The organism is Enterobacter sp. JBIWA003, assembly GCF_019968825.1.
GTDB classification, from domain to species: Bacteria; Pseudomonadota; Gammaproteobacteria; order Enterobacterales; family Enterobacteriaceae; genus Enterobacter; species Enterobacter quasiroggenkampii.
In genome coordinates, this window is record NZ_CP074170.1 from 895,176 (window position 1) to 913,449 (window position 18,274).

Consider the following 18,274-nt stretch of genomic DNA (forward strand, 5'->3'; position numbering starts at 1 on the left):
AAAGAATAATGGCTATCGAAATCAATGTACCGGACATCGGGGCTGATGAAGTTGAAATCACCGAGATCCTGGTCAAAGTAGGCGACAAAGTTGAAGCTGAACAGTCGCTGATCACCGTAGAAGGCGATAAAGCCTCTATGGAAGTCCCGTCTCCTCAGGCTGGCATCGTTAAAGAGATCAAAGTCTCTGTTGGCGATAAAACCGAGACTGGCAAACTGATCATGATTTTCGATTCCGCCGACGGTGCAGCCGCTGCTGCACCTGCGCAGGAAGAGAAGAAAGCCGCTCCGGCCGCCGCTGCTCCAGCAGCTGCCGCGAGTGCGAAAGAAGTGAACGTGCCTGACATCGGCGGTGACGAAGTTGAAGTGACTGAGATCCTGGTGAAAGTGGGCGATACCGTTGCGGCAGAGCAGTCACTGATCACCGTAGAAGGCGACAAAGCTTCTATGGAAGTGCCAGCACCGTTTGCGGGTACCGTTAAAGAGATCAAGATCAACACCGGTGACAAAGTGTCTACTGGCTCCCTGATCATGATCTTCGAAGTGGCAGGTGCTGCACCTGCTGCCGCGCCTGCACAGGCCGCTGCTCCGGCGCCAGCCGCAGCACCAGCCGCTGCTGGCGGCGCGAAAGACGTTAACGTACCGGACATCGGTGGTGATGAAGTTGAAGTCACCGAAGTGATGGTAAAAGTGGGCGACAAAGTTGCCGCTGAACAGTCACTGATCACCGTTGAAGGCGACAAGGCTTCTATGGAAGTCCCTGCGCCATTCGCGGGTACCGTTAAAGAGATCAAAATCAGCACCGGCGACAAAGTGTCTACCGGCTCTCTGATCATGGTCTTCGAAGTGGAAGGCGCTGCGCCTGCCGCAGCTCCGGCTGCCGCGGCTGCTCCAGCACCGGCTGCTGCACCGGCTCAGGCTGCTAAACCAGCCGCTGCCCCTGCTGCAAAAGCAGAAAAATCAGAGTTCGCTGAAAACGACGCTTACGTCCACGCGACGCCGCTGATTCGTCGCCTGGCGCGCGAATTCGGTGTGAACCTGGCGAAAGTGAAAGGGACCGGCCGTAAGGGTCGTATCCTGCGCGAAGACGTTCAGACCTACGTGAAAGACGCGGTGAAACGCGCCGAAGCTGCACCAGCTGCAGCCGCTGGCGGCGGTATCCCGGGCATGCTGCCATGGCCGAAAGTGGACTTCAGCAAGTTCGGCGAGATCGAAGAAGTGGAACTGGGCCGTATCCAGAAAATCTCTGGTGCGAACCTGAGCCGTAACTGGGTGATGATCCCGCACGTTACGCACTTCGATAAGACCGATATCACCGATCTGGAAGCGTTCCGTAAACAGCAGAACGCCGAAGCTGAGAAGCGTAAACTGGACGTGAAATTCACCCCAGTGGTCTTCATCATGAAGGCGGTTGCTGCGGCTCTGGAACAGATGCCACGCTTCAACAGCTCCCTGTCCGAAGACGGCCAGAAGCTGACGCTGAAGAAATACATCAACATCGGTGTTGCGGTTGATACGCCAAATGGTCTGGTTGTTCCGGTCTTCAAAGACGTGAACAAGAAGAGCATCACTGAGCTGTCCCGTGAACTGACCACCATCTCCAAGAAAGCGCGTGATGGTAAGCTGACTGCCGGCGAAATGCAGGGCGGCTGCTTCACCATCTCCAGCATCGGCGGCCTGGGTACCACCCACTTCGCGCCGATTGTGAACGCGCCGGAAGTGGCTATCCTCGGTGTGTCCAAGTCCGCGATGGAGCCGGTGTGGAATGGCAAAGAGTTCGTGCCGCGTCTGATGATGCCAATCTCTCTGTCCTTCGACCACCGCGTGATCGACGGTGCTGATGGTGCGCGTTTCATCACCATCATCAACAACATGCTGAGCGACATTCGCCGCCTGGTGATGTAATCGAAAAGCCGGCCAGTCGGCCGGCTTTTTTCTGATAATCTCATGGTGTTTGTGAGGTTATTGGCGAAAGCGACAATTCGTGAGCCGTTTGTTGTTTCAAAATTGTTAACAATTTTGTAAACTGCGGGCGGATAGAACGACCCGGTGGACGACGGGTATAAACTAAGAGGTCATGATGAGCACAGAAATCAAAACTCAGGTCGTAGTACTTGGGGCAGGCCCGGCAGGTTACTCCGCAGCATTTCGTGCAGCGGATTTAGGTCTGGAAACCGTCATCGTAGAACGTTACAGCACCCTCGGCGGTGTTTGTCTGAACGTCGGCTGTATCCCTTCTAAAGCGCTGCTGCACGTAGCGAAAGTTATCGAAGAAGCCAAAGCGCTGGCTGAACACGGTATCGTCTTCGGCGAGCCGAAAACCGACATCGACAAAATTCGTACCTGGAAAGAGAAAGTTATCACTCAGCTGACCGGCGGTCTGGCGGGTATGGCCAAAGGCCGTAAAGTGAAAGTGGTAAACGGTCTGGGTAAATTCACCGGTGCGAACACCCTGGAAGTGGAAGGCGAAAACGGCAAAACCGTGATCAACTTCGACAACGCGATCATCGCGGCAGGCTCTCGCCCAATCGAACTGCCTTTCATTCCACATGAAGATCCACGCGTGTGGGATTCCACCGATGCGCTGGAGCTGAAAACCGTTCCTAAGCGTCTGCTGGTTATGGGCGGCGGTATCATCGGTCTGGAAATGGGTACCGTGTACCATGCGCTGGGTTCAGAGATCGACGTGGTTGAAATGTTCGACCAGGTTATCCCGGCTGCCGACAAAGACATCGTTAAAGTCTTCACCAAGCGCATCAGCAAGAAATTCAACCTGATGCTGGAAACCAAAGTGACTGCCGTTGAAGCGAAAGAAGACGGTATTTACGTTTCCATGGAAGGCAAAAAAGCCCCATCCGAACCACAGCGTTACGACGCCGTGCTGGTGGCTATCGGTCGTGTACCGAACGGTAAAAATCTCGACGCGGGCAAAGCTGGCGTGGAAGTAGACGACCGTGGCTTCATCCGCGTTGACAAACAGCTGCGCACCAACGTGCCGCACATCTTTGCTATCGGCGATATCGTCGGTCAGCCAATGCTGGCGCACAAAGGTGTTCACGAAGGTCACGTTGCCGCTGAAGTTATCGCCGGCATGAAGCACTACTTCGATCCGAAAGTGATCCCATCTATCGCGTACACCGAGCCAGAAGTGGCATGGGTTGGTCTGACTGAGAAAGAAGCGAAAGAGAAAGGCATCAGCTACGAAACCGCCACCTTCCCGTGGGCTGCTTCTGGCCGTGCTATCGCGTCCGACTGCGCAGACGGTATGACCAAACTGATCTTCGACAAAGAGACTCACCGCGTAATCGGTGGTGCGATTGTCGGTACCAACGGCGGCGAGCTGCTGGGTGAAATCGGTCTGGCTATCGAAATGGGTTGTGACGCTGAAGACATCGCGCTGACCATCCACGCACACCCGACTCTGCACGAGTCCGTGGGCCTGGCGGCAGAAATGTTTGAAGGCAGCATCACCGACCTGCCAAACGCGAAAGCGAAGAAGAAATAAGTTTCTTCCCTGATTGCTAACGCCTCCTCTGGAGGCGTTTTTTTTTGCCTGAAAACTACCCATTATGGTAGGTAACTTATTGTTATTTCCTCTAAAATTTTTCATCTGTCTGCCGATACCTTTTGCACCATTGTGTAGCTACTGGCCGCACGGTTAACGATTCTGGACTTTTGATTACACACAAAAAGGAAATAACATGTCTTTGAAGAAAGTGATGGGGATTGGCTTATTAGCGGCAGTGATGACGCTGACCGGGTGCGGTGCGATGACGACGGCGGTGAAAAAACGCAACCTGGAAGTAAAAACGCAGATGAGTGAAACCATCTGGCTTGAGCCATCCAGTGAAAAAACGGTCTACATTCAGGTTAAAAACACTTCTGATAAAGACATGAGCAACCTGCAGACGCTGCTGGCAAACGATCTGAGTGCCAAGGGATACAAGGTCACCAGCTCTCCTGACAGCGCATACTATTGGGTGCAGGCTAACGTTCTGAAAGCAGACAAAATGGACCTGCGTGAATCTCAGGGCTACCTGAAAACCGGCTATGAAGGTGCCGCTGTGGGTGCCGCGCTGGGTGCCGGTATCACGGCCTACAACAGCAACTCCTCCGGCGCAGCGCTGGGCGTGGGGCTGGCTGCGGGGCTGATCGGCATGGCGGCAGATGCGATGGTGGAAGACGTAAACTATACCATGGTGACCGACCTGCAGATCTCCGAGCGCAGCAAGGCGAAGGTGACCACGGACAACATCGCGGCGCTGCGTCAGGGAACGTCTGGCGTGAAGCTGCAAACCAGCTCCGAGCAGGGCGACCGTGCGAAGTATCAAACCCGCGTGGTGTCGAACGCTAACAAAGTAAACCTGAAGTTTGAAGAAGCCAAACCGGTTCTGGAAGCTCAGCTGGCGAAATCAGTCGCCAATATTCTGTAAGTTAAAAAGCCGGGGGGCGGCTTCGCCTTACCCGGCCTACAGGCAGAGCGGGTATTCAGGGTTCGACGGGCTGCCAGGTTTTATCAGGCGCGTATGAGGCCAGCGCCCGGGCCTTTTGCTCCGACTCGCTGCCGAGATCGGACTGGTACACCTTGTCGTCCTGATTTATCACAAAGCTCATCACGCCCGTCTGGCCGTAGCTGACCGGCCACGCCACCATCGCGAAACCGTTTTTATCCGGCAGGATCCGGAAGCGATAGCCGTGATAGCCGGTACCCGGCTCTTTTGGGCTAAATGCTGGTCCGAGCGGACTGGGCGCTTCGCCGGGAGAGGCGGGCCAGTACAAACCGTCTTTTTTGCCCTTCGAACTGACAATCTTCTGCGCGTATTTCTGGTTCATCGCAAAGTAGCTTTGCTGCGCATCAACATAGGCATGTAAGGCTTCAATGGCGGCAAGTTCGTTACGCCCGATTTCGCGGGTCAGGATCTCTTCCGCCCCTTCTTTGATATCGAATTGCCAACCGGTGGCGGTTTTGATCACCGGGATGGGAAGCTGCCAGCTGTTATCGCCGACAACAAGATGCGCCGTATCCCCTTCGACAACGGTGTTGTGACGGACTTTCCAGTCGCGCAGGAAACGATCGACGGCATCCGGATCAACGCCTTCAGGGGGCAGAAAATCGCGCCAGTTCTCTCCAAGCAGGTTGCTCATCGCGCGCTCATTATGCTCACCAATGGCGTTGGCCAGCGCATCGGTCGCCTGATCGGGCGTGCTGAAAGACTGCTGCGCCATCGCCGAGGCCGAAAGCATGAACAACACCATTCCACTGAGTAGTTTACTTTTCATGTCGGTTCCCTTAGCGATGTCGAATTTCACGGCGTTCAGCGCGTCCGCCAGACGCCTGACGCGGCTGCTGCTGGCGAGCCGCAAGCTGTCTGCTTTGCGCACCACGCTGCTGCTGCGCCTGCCAGTTCGCGGAGCGGCTGTCGTTGCCGCTCAGCGCATTGGCCCGGGGCTGGCTGTTCCGCTGCTGCAGAGTGCGTTGCTGCGCGGGCTGCGAAACCCGTTTCTCTTGTCTCTGCGCGGTGGTCTGGCGATTTTCTCGCTGCTGTGTGGTGGTCCGCTTCGCCGTCTGCGGTTTGCTGTCGTAGCCACGGTAGTTATTGCGCTGGGAAATCTGCTTCAGCTGTTCACTTGAGGCCTGACGCTGCACGTCTTTCGTGCCGGGACGTGCCGTTTGCGGGAAGGTTTTACCTGTGGATTTCTCCATCTGGCTCAGGGCCGCCTGACGCTGGCTGTCCCGGTTAACCGGTTTTTGCTGCGTTGAGCTTAGCCCGGTAGCCGTGCTGGTGGGGTGGAAACGGGTGTTGAGCTGGTTAGTCGGATAGGGCACACCTTCCCGATAGGCCGGGTTATGCTGCCAGGTACGGTTGGCGTCCGTCAGACGCTGTCCGCTGATTTTATTGAAGTTCTCAACGTTAATATTGATGTTGTTATCACCGTTGCGGTTATAGCCGCCGTGATTATCCCAGTCACCGTCATGATGGTGATCCCAGTCATCGTCGTCATCCCAGTCGATGTTGCTGAAAATGGCATAGGTTGTGGCGACACCCAGGCTGAAGCCTAAGCCGTTGACGAAGCTGTTGCCAAACTGCTCCCCGGGTGTAGGCGGGAGATAGGTGGGCGGATAGGCAGTGTTGGGCCAGGTCCCGTAAACCGTATTGGGGTTATAGGTGGGGACGTACACAACCTGCGGATCGGCAGATTCAATTTTGATCACCGTTGGCGCGGGCGCAGACGTGGTTGTGGTTGTGGTTGTCGTCGTTGCCTCGGTGGTGCTGGTTTTAGCCGGAGCCGGTTTAGTCACGGTGGTGACCGTCTGCTGAGGCGTGGATTGTAACGCGCCTGTCTTCTGTGCCAGCGCGCGCAGGCGCTGAACGGAATCCATCACGTCTTTCGGCTGCGCGAGAAACGCATCGCCCAAATTTTGTACCCACGGCGGGTTTTCACCCATCAGCGACATCAGTTGAGGAAACGCGACCAGCGATTTTACGCTCGGATCCCATGGCTGGCTGGCAACGGCCTGAATGGCGGCGTCCCCTTCCATTTTAGGGTTGTCTTTTGACCACTGCGCCGCCTGAATCACGTTGGCCGGGTAAGTCGAGGCCATCAAGATCTGTGACAGCAGGGCGTCCGGGTAGAGCGCGATAGGGGCAACCCACTGATCGATTTGCGCGGCAGTATAGGTTGGCGCGACGACAGGGGCGGGCGTTGCTGCTGCCGGTGCAGCGGGGGCCGCCGGTTGTTGAGCTACAGGGGCGGGCGCAACGGGTTCCGTTGCGCGGCTTTTGACAAACATGACGCCTGAGGCGGCAAGCAGCCCGGCACTGCACAGAAGGACGAGCAGATGTGGCTTAAAGGGCAACTTCATAAAATGACTCCAACGAGACAAGCGCTGTGCCGTGAGGCGTTACGGTTGGCGTGAGTATTATTCACCCGTCTTTTACTGTTTTGACTTTTATTGGGAAGCGTCCGGTACGTCCGGATAAAGAGTGTGAGTATTTATTACACAATTATATCTGATGAAGGAAAAACTGAAGCGTCACGGTGCGGAAGAAACCGCAAAATGGTGGCCTAAATCCCCGCTACACCATGCTTAACGATTCAGCAAATTTTTTAATGTTGCTTTTTTGTAAACGGATTAACACTGTGCAGAAATCCTGCTATGCTGCCCGACGCGGTATCGGGCATTTACCCTACAAACTGCTGTCTCACAGGAGCGTGAAGAGAACGCCCGCCGCATATGACAATGAGAGCGAGGAGAACCGTCGTGCTAGAAGAATACCGTAAGCACGTAGCAGAACGTGCCGCCGAGGGAATTGTACCCAAACCTTTAGATGCAACCCAAATGGCCGCGCTCGTCGAGCTGCTGAAGAACCCGCCTAAGGGCGAAGAAGAATTCCTGTTAGATCTGTTGATCAACCGCGTACCGCCTGGCGTAGATGAAGCTGCCTACGTAAAAGCCGGATTCCTTGCTGCTATCGCCAAAGGCGAAGCCACCTCCCCACTGGTTACTCCTGAAAAAGCCATTGAACTGCTCGGCACCATGCAGGGTGGTTACAACATTCATCCGCTGATTGACGCGCTGGATAACGACAAGCTGGCACCGATTGCCGCTAAAGCGCTCTCGTCTACGCTGCTGATGTTCGATAACTTCTACGATGTGGAAGAAAAAGCCAAAGCAGGCAACGTCTATGCGAAGCAGGTGATGCAGTCCTGGGCGGATGCCGAATGGTTCCTGAATCGTCCAGCACTTGCTGAAAAAATCACCGTTACCGTCTTCAAAGTGACCGGTGAAACCAACACCGATGACCTCTCTCCGGCACCGGACGCGTGGTCTCGCCCGGATATCCCTCTGCACGCCCTGGCGATGCTGAAAAACGCCCGTGAAGGCATTGAGCCGGATCAGCCAGGCAGCGTTGGCCCGATCAAACAGATCGAAGCCCTGCAGAAAAAAGGGTTCCCGCTGGCCTACGTGGGTGACGTTGTGGGTACCGGTTCTTCCCGTAAATCCGCGACCAACTCCGTGCTGTGGTTCATGGGTGACGACATCCCGCATGTGCCAAACAAACGCGGCGGCGGCCTGTGCCTCGGCGGTAAAATTGCACCGATCTTCTTCAACACCATGGAAGATGCGGGCGCTCTGCCGATCGAAGTGGACGTCTCCAACCTGAACATGGGCGACGTGATTGACGTTTACCCGTACAAAGGTGAAGTGCGTAACCACGAAACCAACGAGCTGCTGGCGAGCTTTGAGCTGAAAACCGACGTGCTGATCGACGAAGTGCGTGCCGGTGGCCGTATTCCGCTGATCATCGGTCGTGGCCTGACCACCAAAGCGCGTGAAGCGCTGGGTCTGCCGCACAGTGATGTATTCCGTCACGCGAAAGACGTTGCGGAGAGCAATCGCGGTTACTCTCTGGCACAGAAAATGGTCGGTCGCGCCTGCGGCGTCGCCGGTGTTCGTCCTGGCGCATACTGCGAGCCGAAGATGACCTCCGTAGGCTCTCAGGACACCACTGGCCCAATGACCCGTGACGAACTGAAAGACCTGGCGTGCCTGGGCTTCTCTTCCGATCTGGTGATGCAGTCCTTCTGCCACACTGCGGCGTATCCGAAGCCGGTTGACGTAACCACGCACCACACGCTGCCAGACTTCATCATGAACCGCGGCGGTGTTTCCCTGCGTCCGGGCGACGGCGTAATTCACTCCTGGCTGAACCGCATGCTGCTGCCGGATACCGTGGGTACCGGCGGTGACTCCCATACCCGTTTCCCAATCGGTATCTCCTTCCCGGCGGGTTCCGGTCTGGTGGCGTTTGCTGCGGCGACGGGCGTGATGCCGCTGGATATGCCGGAATCGGTGCTGGTGCGCTTCAAAGGTAAAATGCAGCCGGGTATCACCCTGCGCGACCTGGTTCACGCGATCCCGCTGTATGCGATTAAACAGGGTCTGCTGACCGTTGAGAAGAAAGGGAAGAAAAACATCTTCTCTGGCCGTATCCTGGAAATCGAAGGTCTGCCGGATCTGAAGGTTGAGCAGGCGTTCGAGCTGACCGATGCCTCCGCTGAGCGTTCAGCTGCGGGCTGTACCATCAAGCTGAACAAAGAGCCGATTATTGAGTATCTGAACTCTAACATCGTGCTGCTGAAGTGGATGATTGCAGAAGGCTACGGCGACCGTCGTACGCTGGAGCGTCGTATCCAGGGCATGGAGAAATGGCTGGCCGATCCGCAGCTGCTGGAAGCTGATGCTGACGCAGAGTACGCGGCGGTGATCGACATCGATCTGGCGGATATCAAAGAGCCAATCCTGTGTGCACCGAACGATCCGGACGACGCGCGTCCGCTGTCCGAAGTTCAGGGCGAGAAGATTGACGAAGTGTTCATCGGATCCTGCATGACCAACATCGGCCACTTCCGTGCGGCCGGCAAGCTGCTGGATACCCACAAAGGCCAGCTGCCAACCCGTCTGTGGGTGGCGCCGCCAACCCGTATGGACGCGGCTCAGCTGACCGAAGAGGGCTACTACAGCGTGTTTGGTAAGAGCGGGGCGCGTATTGAAATTCCTGGCTGTTCCCTGTGTATGGGCAACCAGGCGCGCGTCGCCGACGGCGCGACGGTGGTTTCCACCTCGACCCGTAACTTCCCGAACCGTTTAGGTACCGGTGCGAACGTCTTCCTGGCCTCTGCGGAGCTGGCGGCGGTTGCGGCGCTGATTGGCAAACTGCCAACACCGGAAGAGTACCAGACCTTTGTGGCTCAGGTGGATAAGACCGCGGTGGATACCTATCGCTATCTGAACTTCGACCAGCTCTCTCAGTATACCGAGAAGGCTGACGGGGTTATCTTCCAGACGGCAGTATAAACAGCAAAACCGTCTCTACGAGACGGTTTTGAGTGTTTGCACCCTCTCCCACGGGAGAGGGACGGGGTGAGGGCATCAGGCCGCAGGGTCTTGCTCTCACCTTTTTATTTTCATTCCTCCCACCTCTCACGCTTTTTTTCTTCCTCTCTGCTGCGATAATTACCCTAATGGCTTTGCAGAGGAAAACACTATGGATTACGAATTTCTGCGCGACATCACCGGAGTGGTGAAAGTGCGTATGTCGATGGGCCACGAAGCCGTTGGACACTGGTTTAACGAAGAGGTGAAAGAAAATCTCGCCCTTCTTGATGAGGTTGAACAGGCGGCAAATACGGTGAAAGGCAGTGAACGCTCCTGGCAACGCGCCGGGCACGAATACACGCTGTGGATGGACGGCGAAGAGGTCATGGTGCGTGCCAACCAGCTCGAGTTTTCAGGCGACGAGATGGAAGAGGGGATGAGCTACTATGACGAAGAAAGCCTGTCGCTGTGCGGCGTTGAAGACTTCCTTCAGGTGGTGAATGCCTACCGCGAGTTCATGAAACAGCGATAACTTCCCGAAGCGTCCCTGCTCCGGGCAACACTTACACGGCCGGAATATTACGGCCGTAGTAAATCTCGCGCATCTCTTTCCAGAGCAGGTCAGTAATCGCCTTACGCTCTTCTTCGCTCAAATCTTCCGGCTTCGTGTGGAACATATAGTGCTTAAGGTCGAATTCCTTAAGTAACATCTTGGTATGGAAGATGTTTTCCTGATACACGTTCACGTCCATCATGTCATACAGTGATTTCATGTCCTCGGACATAAAGTTCTGAATAGAGTTGATCTCGTGGTCGATGAAGTGCTTCATGCCGTTGACATCACGGGTAAAGCCGCGCACGCGATAATCAATCGTGACGATATCCGATTCCAGCTGGTGGATGAGATAGTTCAGCGCGTTGAGCGGGGAAATCACGCCGCAGGTCGACACTTCAATATCGGCGCGGAACGTACACAGCCCACCTTCGGGGTGACTCTCCGGGTAGGTATGGACGCAGATATGGCTTTTATCCAGGTGGGCAACAACCACTTCCGGCAGCGGGCCCGGATGTTCCGTTTTGTCGATAAGCTTCGGGTCGACCGGCTCTTCGCTGACCAGAATGGTCACGCTGGCGCCCTGAGGTTCATAATCCTGTCGGGCGATATTCAGGATGTTGGCGCCGATAATGGAACAGGTTTCTGACAGGATCTCGGTCAGACGGTTGGCGTTGTAGAGTTCGTCGATATAGGCGATGTAACCATCGCGTTCTTCCGCTGTTTTGGCATAGCAGATATCGTAAATACAAAAACTCAGGCTTTTGGTCAGGTTGTTAAAGCCATGCAGTTTAAGCTTTTTCAATTAGCTCACCCCCTTAGTGGATAATGCGTCTTGCAGGTACTGCGGCAGAGCAAACGCTGCGGTATGAATAGCCGGATTGTAGTATCGGCACTGAAGACCGGCCTGATGGAAGCGGGCCTGAATAATTTCGGTGGAGAGATGACGTAAGACGTCGTTATCCGTCGCCCAGGCAAAGGTCATGATCCCGCCGTAGTAGGTTGGAATTGCCGCCTGATAGAAGCTGACATCCTCGAAATAGGTGCTCAGCTTACGGTGGCTATCCAGCGCTTCATCCTGCTGCAGGAAGCAGACGCCATTTTGGGCGACGAAGATCCCGCCCGGGTTCAGACAGCGCTTGCAGCCTTCGTAGAACGAGGAGGTAAACAGCGATGCGCCGGGGCCGATAGGGTCGGTGCAGTCGGAGATGATCACGTCAAAGGTCTGCGAGGTCTGGTTAACGAAGTTAACGCCGTCGTCAATCACCAGGCTAAAGCGCGGGTCGTCATAGCTGCCGGCATTGTGGTTGGGCAGATACTGGCGGCAGAAAGAGACGACGCCCGCATCGATTTCCACCATGGTGATGGTTTCAATGGAACGATGGCGGGAAACTTCACGCAGCATTGCGCCGTCGCCACCGCCGATAATCAGGACATGCTTCGCGTGGCCGTGTGCCAGCAGAGGGACGTGGGTCATCATCTCATGATAGATAAACTCATCTCGCTCGGTCGTTTGCACGACGCCGTCCAAGGCCATGACGCGGCCAAAGGCAGCATTCTCGAAGATGATCAGATCCTGGTGATCGGTTTTCTCATGATAGAGCACGTTATCAACGGCAAAGTACTGACCAAACTGGTCATGCAGTGTTTCATGCCACAACGTGTGGTCGGCCATACGCGGACTCCTCCTTTGTTAACATCCGTTACGCTCACAAAAAATGAGCGAAACATGATAGCTAACTATTACCGTGGTTGCACGGCTATAGGTTCAACAGGGGGCGTCGGGAAGGTTATTTGACGTAGGCGAGCAGGCTGAGTGAGTCGCGAGCCAGCGCTTTGCATTTTTTAGAAGTGGGAATGCCAATACCGCTTAGGTCACGGTAGCTGTCTTCGCCGAGCGCCTTCATGTCGAAGCTGTCGTAGTTGCTGAGATCCCACTGGTTCTGCTGGGCAAAAAAGACCAGCGCGCGGCGAATTTGCCCGTTGGGTAAATTCTGGTAGCCACAATCATTTTTCAGGAATACAAAAACTGCCGTTAAATCGGCCATATCTTCCGCTTCATTTTCACTTAGCGCATAGCTGTTCGCACACATTGCCATCAGGCTACCGAACAAAATTGTCCTGAAAAACGTCTTCATTGCTTCTACCACTTCTTCACGGAAAATTAACGTTAGCATACTTGGTGCCAGTGCGACGATCTTTATTATTGCCGCTTTACTTGACCTTCCGGTAAGGGGAGGGTTTATGCTCAAAAGATCGCCTGCTGGAAATAAGGAAATGAACATGCAACGTCGTGATTTTTTAAAATATTCCGTGGCGCTGGGTGCTGCCAGCGCATTGCCTCTCTGGAGCCGCGCGGTTTTTGCGGCTGACAGGCCTGCCTTACCCATTCCTGATTTGCTGACCGCGGATGCCCGTAGCCGTATCAAGCTTGTTGTTCAGTCCGGCAGCACGCTGTTTGGTGCGCACAACGCGACAACCTGGGGCTATAACGGTAATCTGCTCGGCCCGGCGCTGCAGCTGCGCAAAGGGAAGGCGGTGACGGTGGATATCCACAATACGCTTGCTGAAGAGACGACGGTGCACTGGCACGGACTGGAAGTGCCGGGCGAGGTAGACGGCGGGCCGCAGGGCATCATCAAAGCAGGCGGTTCGCGCAGCGTCACCTTTACGCCCGACCAGCGTGCGGCGACCTGCTGGTTCCATCCGCATCAGCATGGCAAAACGGGCCATCAGGTGGCGATGGGGCTGGCGGGACTGGTGCTGATTGAAGACGACGAGAGCCGCCTGCTGCGCCTGCCGAAACAATGGGGCATCGACGATGTGCCGGTGATTGTGCAGGACAAGAAATTCACCGCTGACGGGCAAATTGACTACCAACTGGACGTGATGAGCGCGGCGGTAGGCTGGTTTGGCGACACGCTGTTGACCAACGGCGCCATTTATCCTCAGCACGCTGCGCCGAAAGGCTGGCTGCGACTGCGTCTGCTTAACGGCTGTAACGCGCGTTCACTCAACTTCGCCGCCAGCGATAAGCGTCCGCTGTACGTGGTCGCCAGCGACGGCGGGCTGCTGCCTGAGCCGGTGAAGGTCAACGAACTGCCGATGCTGATGGGGGAGCGTTTTGAGGTGCTGGTGGATATCAGCGACGGCAAGGCGTTTGACCTCGTGACCCTGCCGGTTAGTCAGATGGGGATGGCGGTCGCGCCGTTTGACAAGCCGCATCCGGTGCTGCGTATTCAGCCGTTACAGGTGACCGCTTCCGGCACGCTGCCTGATACGTTAACCACTCTGCCGGCACTTCCGTCGCTTGATGGGCTTACGCAACGCAAACTGCAGCTCTCCATGAACCCGATGCTCGATATGATGGGCATGCAGGCGCTGATGGCGAAATATGGTGATAAGGCGATGGCGGGGATGCATCACGGGCAGATGATGGGCCACATGAATATGGACCACGGCAAAATGGGTGGCATGGGGAACATGAATCACGGCGACCATGGCTTTGATTTCCATAACGCCAATATGATCAACGGTAAAGCGTTCGACATGAACACGCCGATGTTTGCAGCGACAAAAGGGCAGTTTGAGCGCTGGGTGATTTCAGGTGAAGGGGACATGATGCTGCATCCGTTCCATATTCACGGCACGCAGTTCCGCATTCTTTCTGAGAACGGCAACGCGCCGGACGCGCATCGCGCGGGCTGGAAGGATACGGTGAAGGTGGAAGGCGGCGTCAGCGAGGTGCTGGTGAAGTTTGACCACGATGCGCCGAAGGAGTTTGCCTATATGGCGCACTGCCATCTGCTGGAGCATGAAGATACGGGGATGATGCTGGGCTTTACCGTATAAAAAAGCCGGGTGGCGGCTTCGCCTTACCCGGCCTACATAGCGTACCCGAAGGCCCGGTAAGCGTAAGCGCCACCGGGCTTTTCAGTTACTTGTTTTCGTCAGGCAGTGCATACGCGACAATATAGTCGCCCATCTTCGTGCCAAACGAACCGTGACCGCCCGCAGAGATGACAACGTACTGCTTGCCATTCACTTCATAGGTCATCGGCGTAGCTTGTCCACCCGCTGGCAGACGGCCTTGCCACAGTTTCTCACCGTTGGTCATGTTGTACGCGCGCAGGTAGTTATCTGCGGTTGCCGCGATGAACAGCACGTTACCGGCGGTGGAGATTGGGCCACCCAGCATTGGCATACCCATATTAAACGGCACTGGAACCGGCATCGGGAACGGCATGCTGTCCTGCGGGGTACCAATACGTTTTTTCCACACGATCTGGTTAGTTTTCAGATCCAGACCGGAGATGTAACCCCAGGCAGGCTGTTTACACGGCAGACCAAACGGCGACAGGAACGGGTTCAGCGTTACGCCGAACGGTACGCCATACTGCGGCTGAATACCGGCTTCGGTACCGCTGCCTTTCGCGTCTTTCGGCTGCTCCATTGGGTTGCCCGGACCGCGTGGGATCAGACGGGAAACGAACGGCAGCGCCATTGGGTTGGCGATAGCGACCTGACGGTTAGGGTCAACGGAGATCCCGCCCCACTCGAACATCCCCAGGTTACCCGGGAAGACCAGCGTGCCCTGCTCAGAAGGCGGCGTGAAGATGCCTTCATAGCGCAGCTGATGGAACATCACGCGGCACACCAGCTGGTCAAACATTGTGGCACCCCACATGTCTGCCCCGCTGAGGTCTTTCTTCGGACGGAAGCTCAGATCGGAGAACGGCTGGGTTTTGCTGACGTAATCACCTTTCGCCGCACCCTGCGGAACCGGTTTTTCCGGTGCCGGCACAACCAGCTTGCCGTTGCTGCGATCCAGTACGAAGATGTTGCCGGTTTTCGCCGGGGCGTAAATCACCGGAACGGTTTTGCCGTTAACGGTAATGTCCGCCAGCGTCGGCTGGGACGGCATATCCATATCCCACAGATCGTGGTGAACGGTCTGATAGCTCCAGGCCAGCTTACCGGTGGTCGCGTTCAATGCCACGATAGCGCTGGCATAACGTTCCTGCTCCGGCGTGCGGTTACCGCCCCAGATATCTGGCGTAGTAACACCCATCGGCAGGTAGACCAGGTCCAGCTTCGCGTCATACGCAGCAGGTGCCCAGGAGTTTGGCGAGTTAAAGGTAAAGGTGTGCTCGTCCGACGGGATCGCATTCGGATCTTTCGCGCCCGGGTCGAAGGCCCAAAGCAGTTTACCGGTATTCACGTCGAAACCGCGGATAACGCCGGAGGTTTCACGCGTGGAGAAGTTATCCGTTACCGAACCGGCAATCACGATGGTTTTATCGGTGATGATTGGCGGCGAGGTTGGCTCGTACAGACCCGGCGTGGTGTCCGGCATATTGGTCTGCAGATTCAGGATACCTTTGTTGGCAAAGGTTTCACACAGCTTGCCCGTTTCGGCATTGATGGCGAACAGACGACCATCGTTGACCGGCAGCATGATGCGGCGCGGACAGTCGGCAACCACTTCCGGGCTCGCGTTATCGGCGCGCGCTTCGTGATAAGAGACGCCACGGCAGGTCACGTGCTGGAAGGACGGGTTGGAGTTCAGCTGCGGATCGAAGTGCCATTTCTCTTTACCGGTGGCCGCGTCGAGCGCGAACAGACGCTGGTGCGCCGTACACAGATAAAGCATATCGCCGACTTTAATTGGCGTCACTTCGTTGGTCAGTTCACCGGGATCGTTCGGCATCTTCAGGTCGCCGGTACGGAATACCCATGCTTCTTTCAGGTTCTTAACGTTGTCCGCGTTGATCTGCTTCAGCGGAGAGTAACGCTGGCCTTCCTGGTTACGACCATAGGCAGGCCAGTCGCCGTCAGCAACCTGTGAGATCGCTGCCGCAGGCGTGGATTCTGCGTTCAGCGTACCGTTGATCTCCTGCGGGTCGTTAAAGCCAGCCCAGGTGAGGATACCGCCGCTGATCAGCAGCGCCACCACCAGCGCCGCAACGGCACCGCTGGACGGCACGATCAGGCGACGCCAGACGAACGGCAGGATCAGCCAGATACCGAAGAAGACCAGGATGTCACTGCGCGGCGTCAGCGCCCAGAAGTCAAAGCCGACTTCCCAGACGCCCCAGATCATGGTGGCAAGAAGGAGTGCGGCATACAGCCACAGTGCAGATTGTTTTCTACGCCAGAGCAGGACGGTTACGCCAAGCATAACCAGGCCCGCAATCGGGTAGTACCAGGAGCCGCCGATCGCGACCAGCCAGACGCCACCGATTAACAGGTACAGGCCGCAGAAGGCGGCGAATAGCGCTGTTAATGTCACCAGTAGACGCGGCTGTTTAGAGTTTGTTTCAGCCATAGAAAGTGTACTCGTCAGTTTTTGTTAATAATTTGCTAGCAACTAATTATAGGTATTAACAAGTGTGATCGGAATCACAATATTTGCTTTTTATAACTCATACGCCAGGGTTATCCATTTGCTGATATAATGGCTGGCTTGCGTATCAGTGCTGGATATTAACTCATCCGTATTGAGAGATTTTCATTAAAATCATTTGGTTAGTAATATGAAACATACTGTTGAAGTGATGATCCCGGAAGCCGAGATCAAAGCGCGTATCGCCGAACTGGGTCGTCAAATCACCGAACATTACAAGGACAGCGGCAGCGAAATGGTGCTGGTCGGTCTGTTGCGCGGCTCTTTCATGTTCATGGCCGACCTGTGCCGTGAAGTGCACGTGCCCCATGAGGTCGATTTTATGACCGCCTCCAGCTACGGCAGCGGCATGTCCACCACCCGTGATGTGAAAATCCTGAAAGATCTGGATGAAGATATTCGTGGCAAAGATGTGTTGATCGTTGAGGACATTATCGACTCCGGCAACACGCTGTCAAAAGTGCGCGAGATCCTGAGCCTGCGTGAGCCAAAATCGCTGGCGATTTGCACCCTGCTGGATAAACCTGATCGCCGTGAAGTGCAGGTGCCGGTAGAGTTCGTGGGCTTCTCTATCCCGGACGAATTCGTCGTCGGTTACGGTATTGACTACGCACAGCGTTATCGCCATCTGCCGTATGTTGGGAAAGTGGTATTGCTGGACGAGTAATTGCGGTTTGTTGCCCGGTGGCGCTGCGCTTACCGGGCCTACGAATGGGCACATGTAGGCCGGGTAAGGCGCAGCCGCCACCCGGCTTTATTTATGGTTTACGTGCTTAAGCTGAAGGTTGGCAATTCCCGAACGGTAACGCTGCTCCAGCGTTTCCCGGTTGGTGGCGGTCACTTCCAGGTTGCGCAGCAGACCGTCGTGAATACCGTACGCCCAGCCGTGGATCGAGACCTTCTGCCCGCGTTTCCACGCTGATTGCATGATCGTTGAGTGGCCCAGGTTATACACCTGCTCCATCACGTTGAGTTCACACAGGGTATCCATGCGACGCTCCTGCGGCATTTCGCCCAGCAGTGAGCTATGTTTGAACCAGATATCGCGGATGTGCAGCAGCCAGTTATCAATGAGCCCCAGCTCCGTGTTTTCAACCGCTGCCTGCACGCCGCCGCAGCCGTAGTGGCCGCAAATGATGATGTGCTCGACTTGCAAAACGTCAACGGCATACTGAACAACAGAAAGACAGTTGAGATCGGTGTGAATCACCAGGTTGGCTACGTTGCGGTGAACAAACAGTTCGCCGGGCTCGAGGCCGGTCAGGCGCTCCGCCGGTACGCGGCTGTCGGAGCATCCAATCCAGAGAAAGCGTGGATTTTGCGCCTGCGCGAGTTTTCCAAAAAATCCGGGGTCTTCCTCCACCAGCATTTTTGACCATAGTGCATTGTTGCTGATGAGTGTATCTATGTTGTTCATGGAGGTTAGCGACCTG

General features: G+C 55.7%; 14 protein-coding genes. 7 read left to right on the top strand and 7 right to left on the bottom strand.

Annotated elements, in window-relative coordinates; translation table 11 throughout:
• Positions 1 to 8 precede the first annotated feature (8 nt).
• The 3 genes from aceF to traT all read left to right on the top strand — a co-directional run bounded on the left by aceF (position 9) and on the right by traT (position 4,432).
• Positions 9 to 1,904, top strand: coding sequence for a pyruvate dehydrogenase complex dihydrolipoyllysine-residue acetyltransferase (gene aceF / locus KGP25_RS04270; RefSeq protein ID WP_023326706.1), 1,896 nt, complete (start codon positions 9 to 11; stop codon positions 1,902 to 1,904).
• Between the two features lie 175 nt (positions 1,905 to 2,079).
• A complete protein-coding gene (gene lpdA, locus KGP25_RS04275) occupies positions 2,080 to 3,504 on the top strand; it encodes a dihydrolipoyl dehydrogenase (RefSeq protein WP_223540538.1) in 1,425 nt (474 codons plus the stop codon).
• 196 nt (positions 3,505 to 3,700) lie between these two features.
• Positions 3,701 to 4,432 carry a conjugal transfer complement resistance protein TraT gene (traT, locus tag KGP25_RS04280; RefSeq protein ID WP_048225655.1) on the top strand — a complete coding sequence of 244 codons (732 nt, stop codon included), beginning with the start codon at positions 3,701 to 3,703 and terminating at the stop codon, positions 4,430 to 4,432.
• Between the two features lie 55 nt (positions 4,433 to 4,487).
• Here the strand turns inward: traT and KGP25_RS04285 are convergent, their stop codons facing one another.
• Both KGP25_RS04285 and KGP25_RS04290 read right to left on the bottom strand, forming a co-directional pair.
• Complete coding sequence (locus KGP25_RS04285) at positions 4,488 to 5,279, bottom strand: DUF2950 family protein (RefSeq protein ID WP_063620806.1); 792 nt, start codon at positions 5,277 to 5,279, stop codon at positions 4,488 to 4,490.
• Positions 5,280 to 5,289: 10 nt separating this feature from the next.
• A complete protein-coding gene (locus tag KGP25_RS04290; RefSeq protein WP_223540025.1) occupies positions 5,290 to 6,864 on the bottom strand; it encodes a DUF3300 domain-containing protein in 1,575 nt (524 codons plus the stop codon).
• A 399-nt stretch (positions 6,865 to 7,263) separates the two neighbouring features.
• Here KGP25_RS04290 and acnB point away from each other — a divergent pair, with 399 nt between their 5' ends.
• Together acnB and yacL are read left to right on the top strand one after the other, a co-directional pair.
• Positions 7,264 to 9,861, top strand: a complete 2,598-nt coding sequence (acnB, locus tag KGP25_RS04295; RefSeq protein ID WP_032645211.1) for a bifunctional aconitate hydratase 2/2-methylisocitrate dehydratase — start codon at positions 7,264 to 7,266, stop codon at positions 9,859 to 9,861.
• A gap of 190 nt (positions 9,862 to 10,051) precedes the next feature.
• Positions 10,052 to 10,414, top strand: a complete 363-nt coding sequence (gene yacL, locus KGP25_RS04300) for a protein YacL (protein ID WP_045907811.1) — start codon at positions 10,052 to 10,054, stop codon at positions 10,412 to 10,414.
• Positions 10,415 to 10,445: 31 nt separating this feature from the next.
• Here the strand turns inward: yacL and speD are convergent, their stop codons facing one another.
• The 3 genes from speD to KGP25_RS04315 all read right to left on the bottom strand — a co-directional run bounded on the left by speD (position 10,446) and on the right by KGP25_RS04315 (position 12,573).
• Complete coding sequence (speD, locus tag KGP25_RS04305) at positions 10,446 to 11,240, bottom strand: adenosylmethionine decarboxylase (protein ID WP_008501953.1); 795 nt, start codon at positions 11,238 to 11,240, stop codon at positions 10,446 to 10,448.
• Entirely contained in the window at positions 11,241 to 12,110 is an 870-nt protein-coding gene (gene speE, locus KGP25_RS04310) for a polyamine aminopropyltransferase (protein WP_039265690.1), read from the bottom strand.
• 115 nt (positions 12,111 to 12,225) lie between these two features.
• A complete protein-coding gene (locus tag KGP25_RS04315; RefSeq protein ID WP_045327862.1) occupies positions 12,226 to 12,573 on the bottom strand; it encodes a YacC family pilotin-like protein in 348 nt (115 codons plus the stop codon).
• A 145-nt stretch (positions 12,574 to 12,718) separates the two neighbouring features.
• Here KGP25_RS04315 and cueO point away from each other — a divergent pair, with 145 nt between their 5' ends.
• The gene (gene cueO / locus KGP25_RS04320) at positions 12,719 to 14,287 is read left to right on the top strand and encodes a multicopper oxidase CueO (protein ID WP_223540026.1); all 1,569 of its coding nucleotides are present in this window, start codon (positions 12,719 to 12,721) and stop codon (positions 14,285 to 14,287) included.
• An 85-nt stretch (positions 14,288 to 14,372) separates the two neighbouring features.
• Here cueO and KGP25_RS04325 read toward each other — a convergent pair whose 3' ends face one another.
• Positions 14,373 to 16,763, bottom strand: coding sequence for a pyrroloquinoline quinone-dependent dehydrogenase (locus tag KGP25_RS04325; protein ID WP_048225662.1), 2,391 nt, complete (start codon positions 16,761 to 16,763; stop codon positions 14,373 to 14,375).
• A 208-nt stretch (positions 16,764 to 16,971) separates the two neighbouring features.
• On the opposite strand from KGP25_RS04325, the gene hpt reads away from it, so the two are divergent.
• Positions 16,972 to 17,508 carry a hypoxanthine phosphoribosyltransferase gene (hpt, locus tag KGP25_RS04330; RefSeq protein ID WP_008501948.1) on the top strand — a complete coding sequence of 179 codons (537 nt, stop codon included), beginning with the start codon at positions 16,972 to 16,974 and terminating at the stop codon, positions 17,506 to 17,508.
• Positions 17,509 to 17,595: 87 nt separating this feature from the next.
• Here hpt and can read toward each other — a convergent pair whose 3' ends face one another.
• Positions 17,596 to 18,258, bottom strand: a complete 663-nt coding sequence (can, locus tag KGP25_RS04335; protein ID WP_008501947.1) for a carbonate dehydratase — start codon at positions 18,256 to 18,258, stop codon at positions 17,596 to 17,598.
• Positions 18,259 to 18,274: the final 16 nt, after the last annotated feature.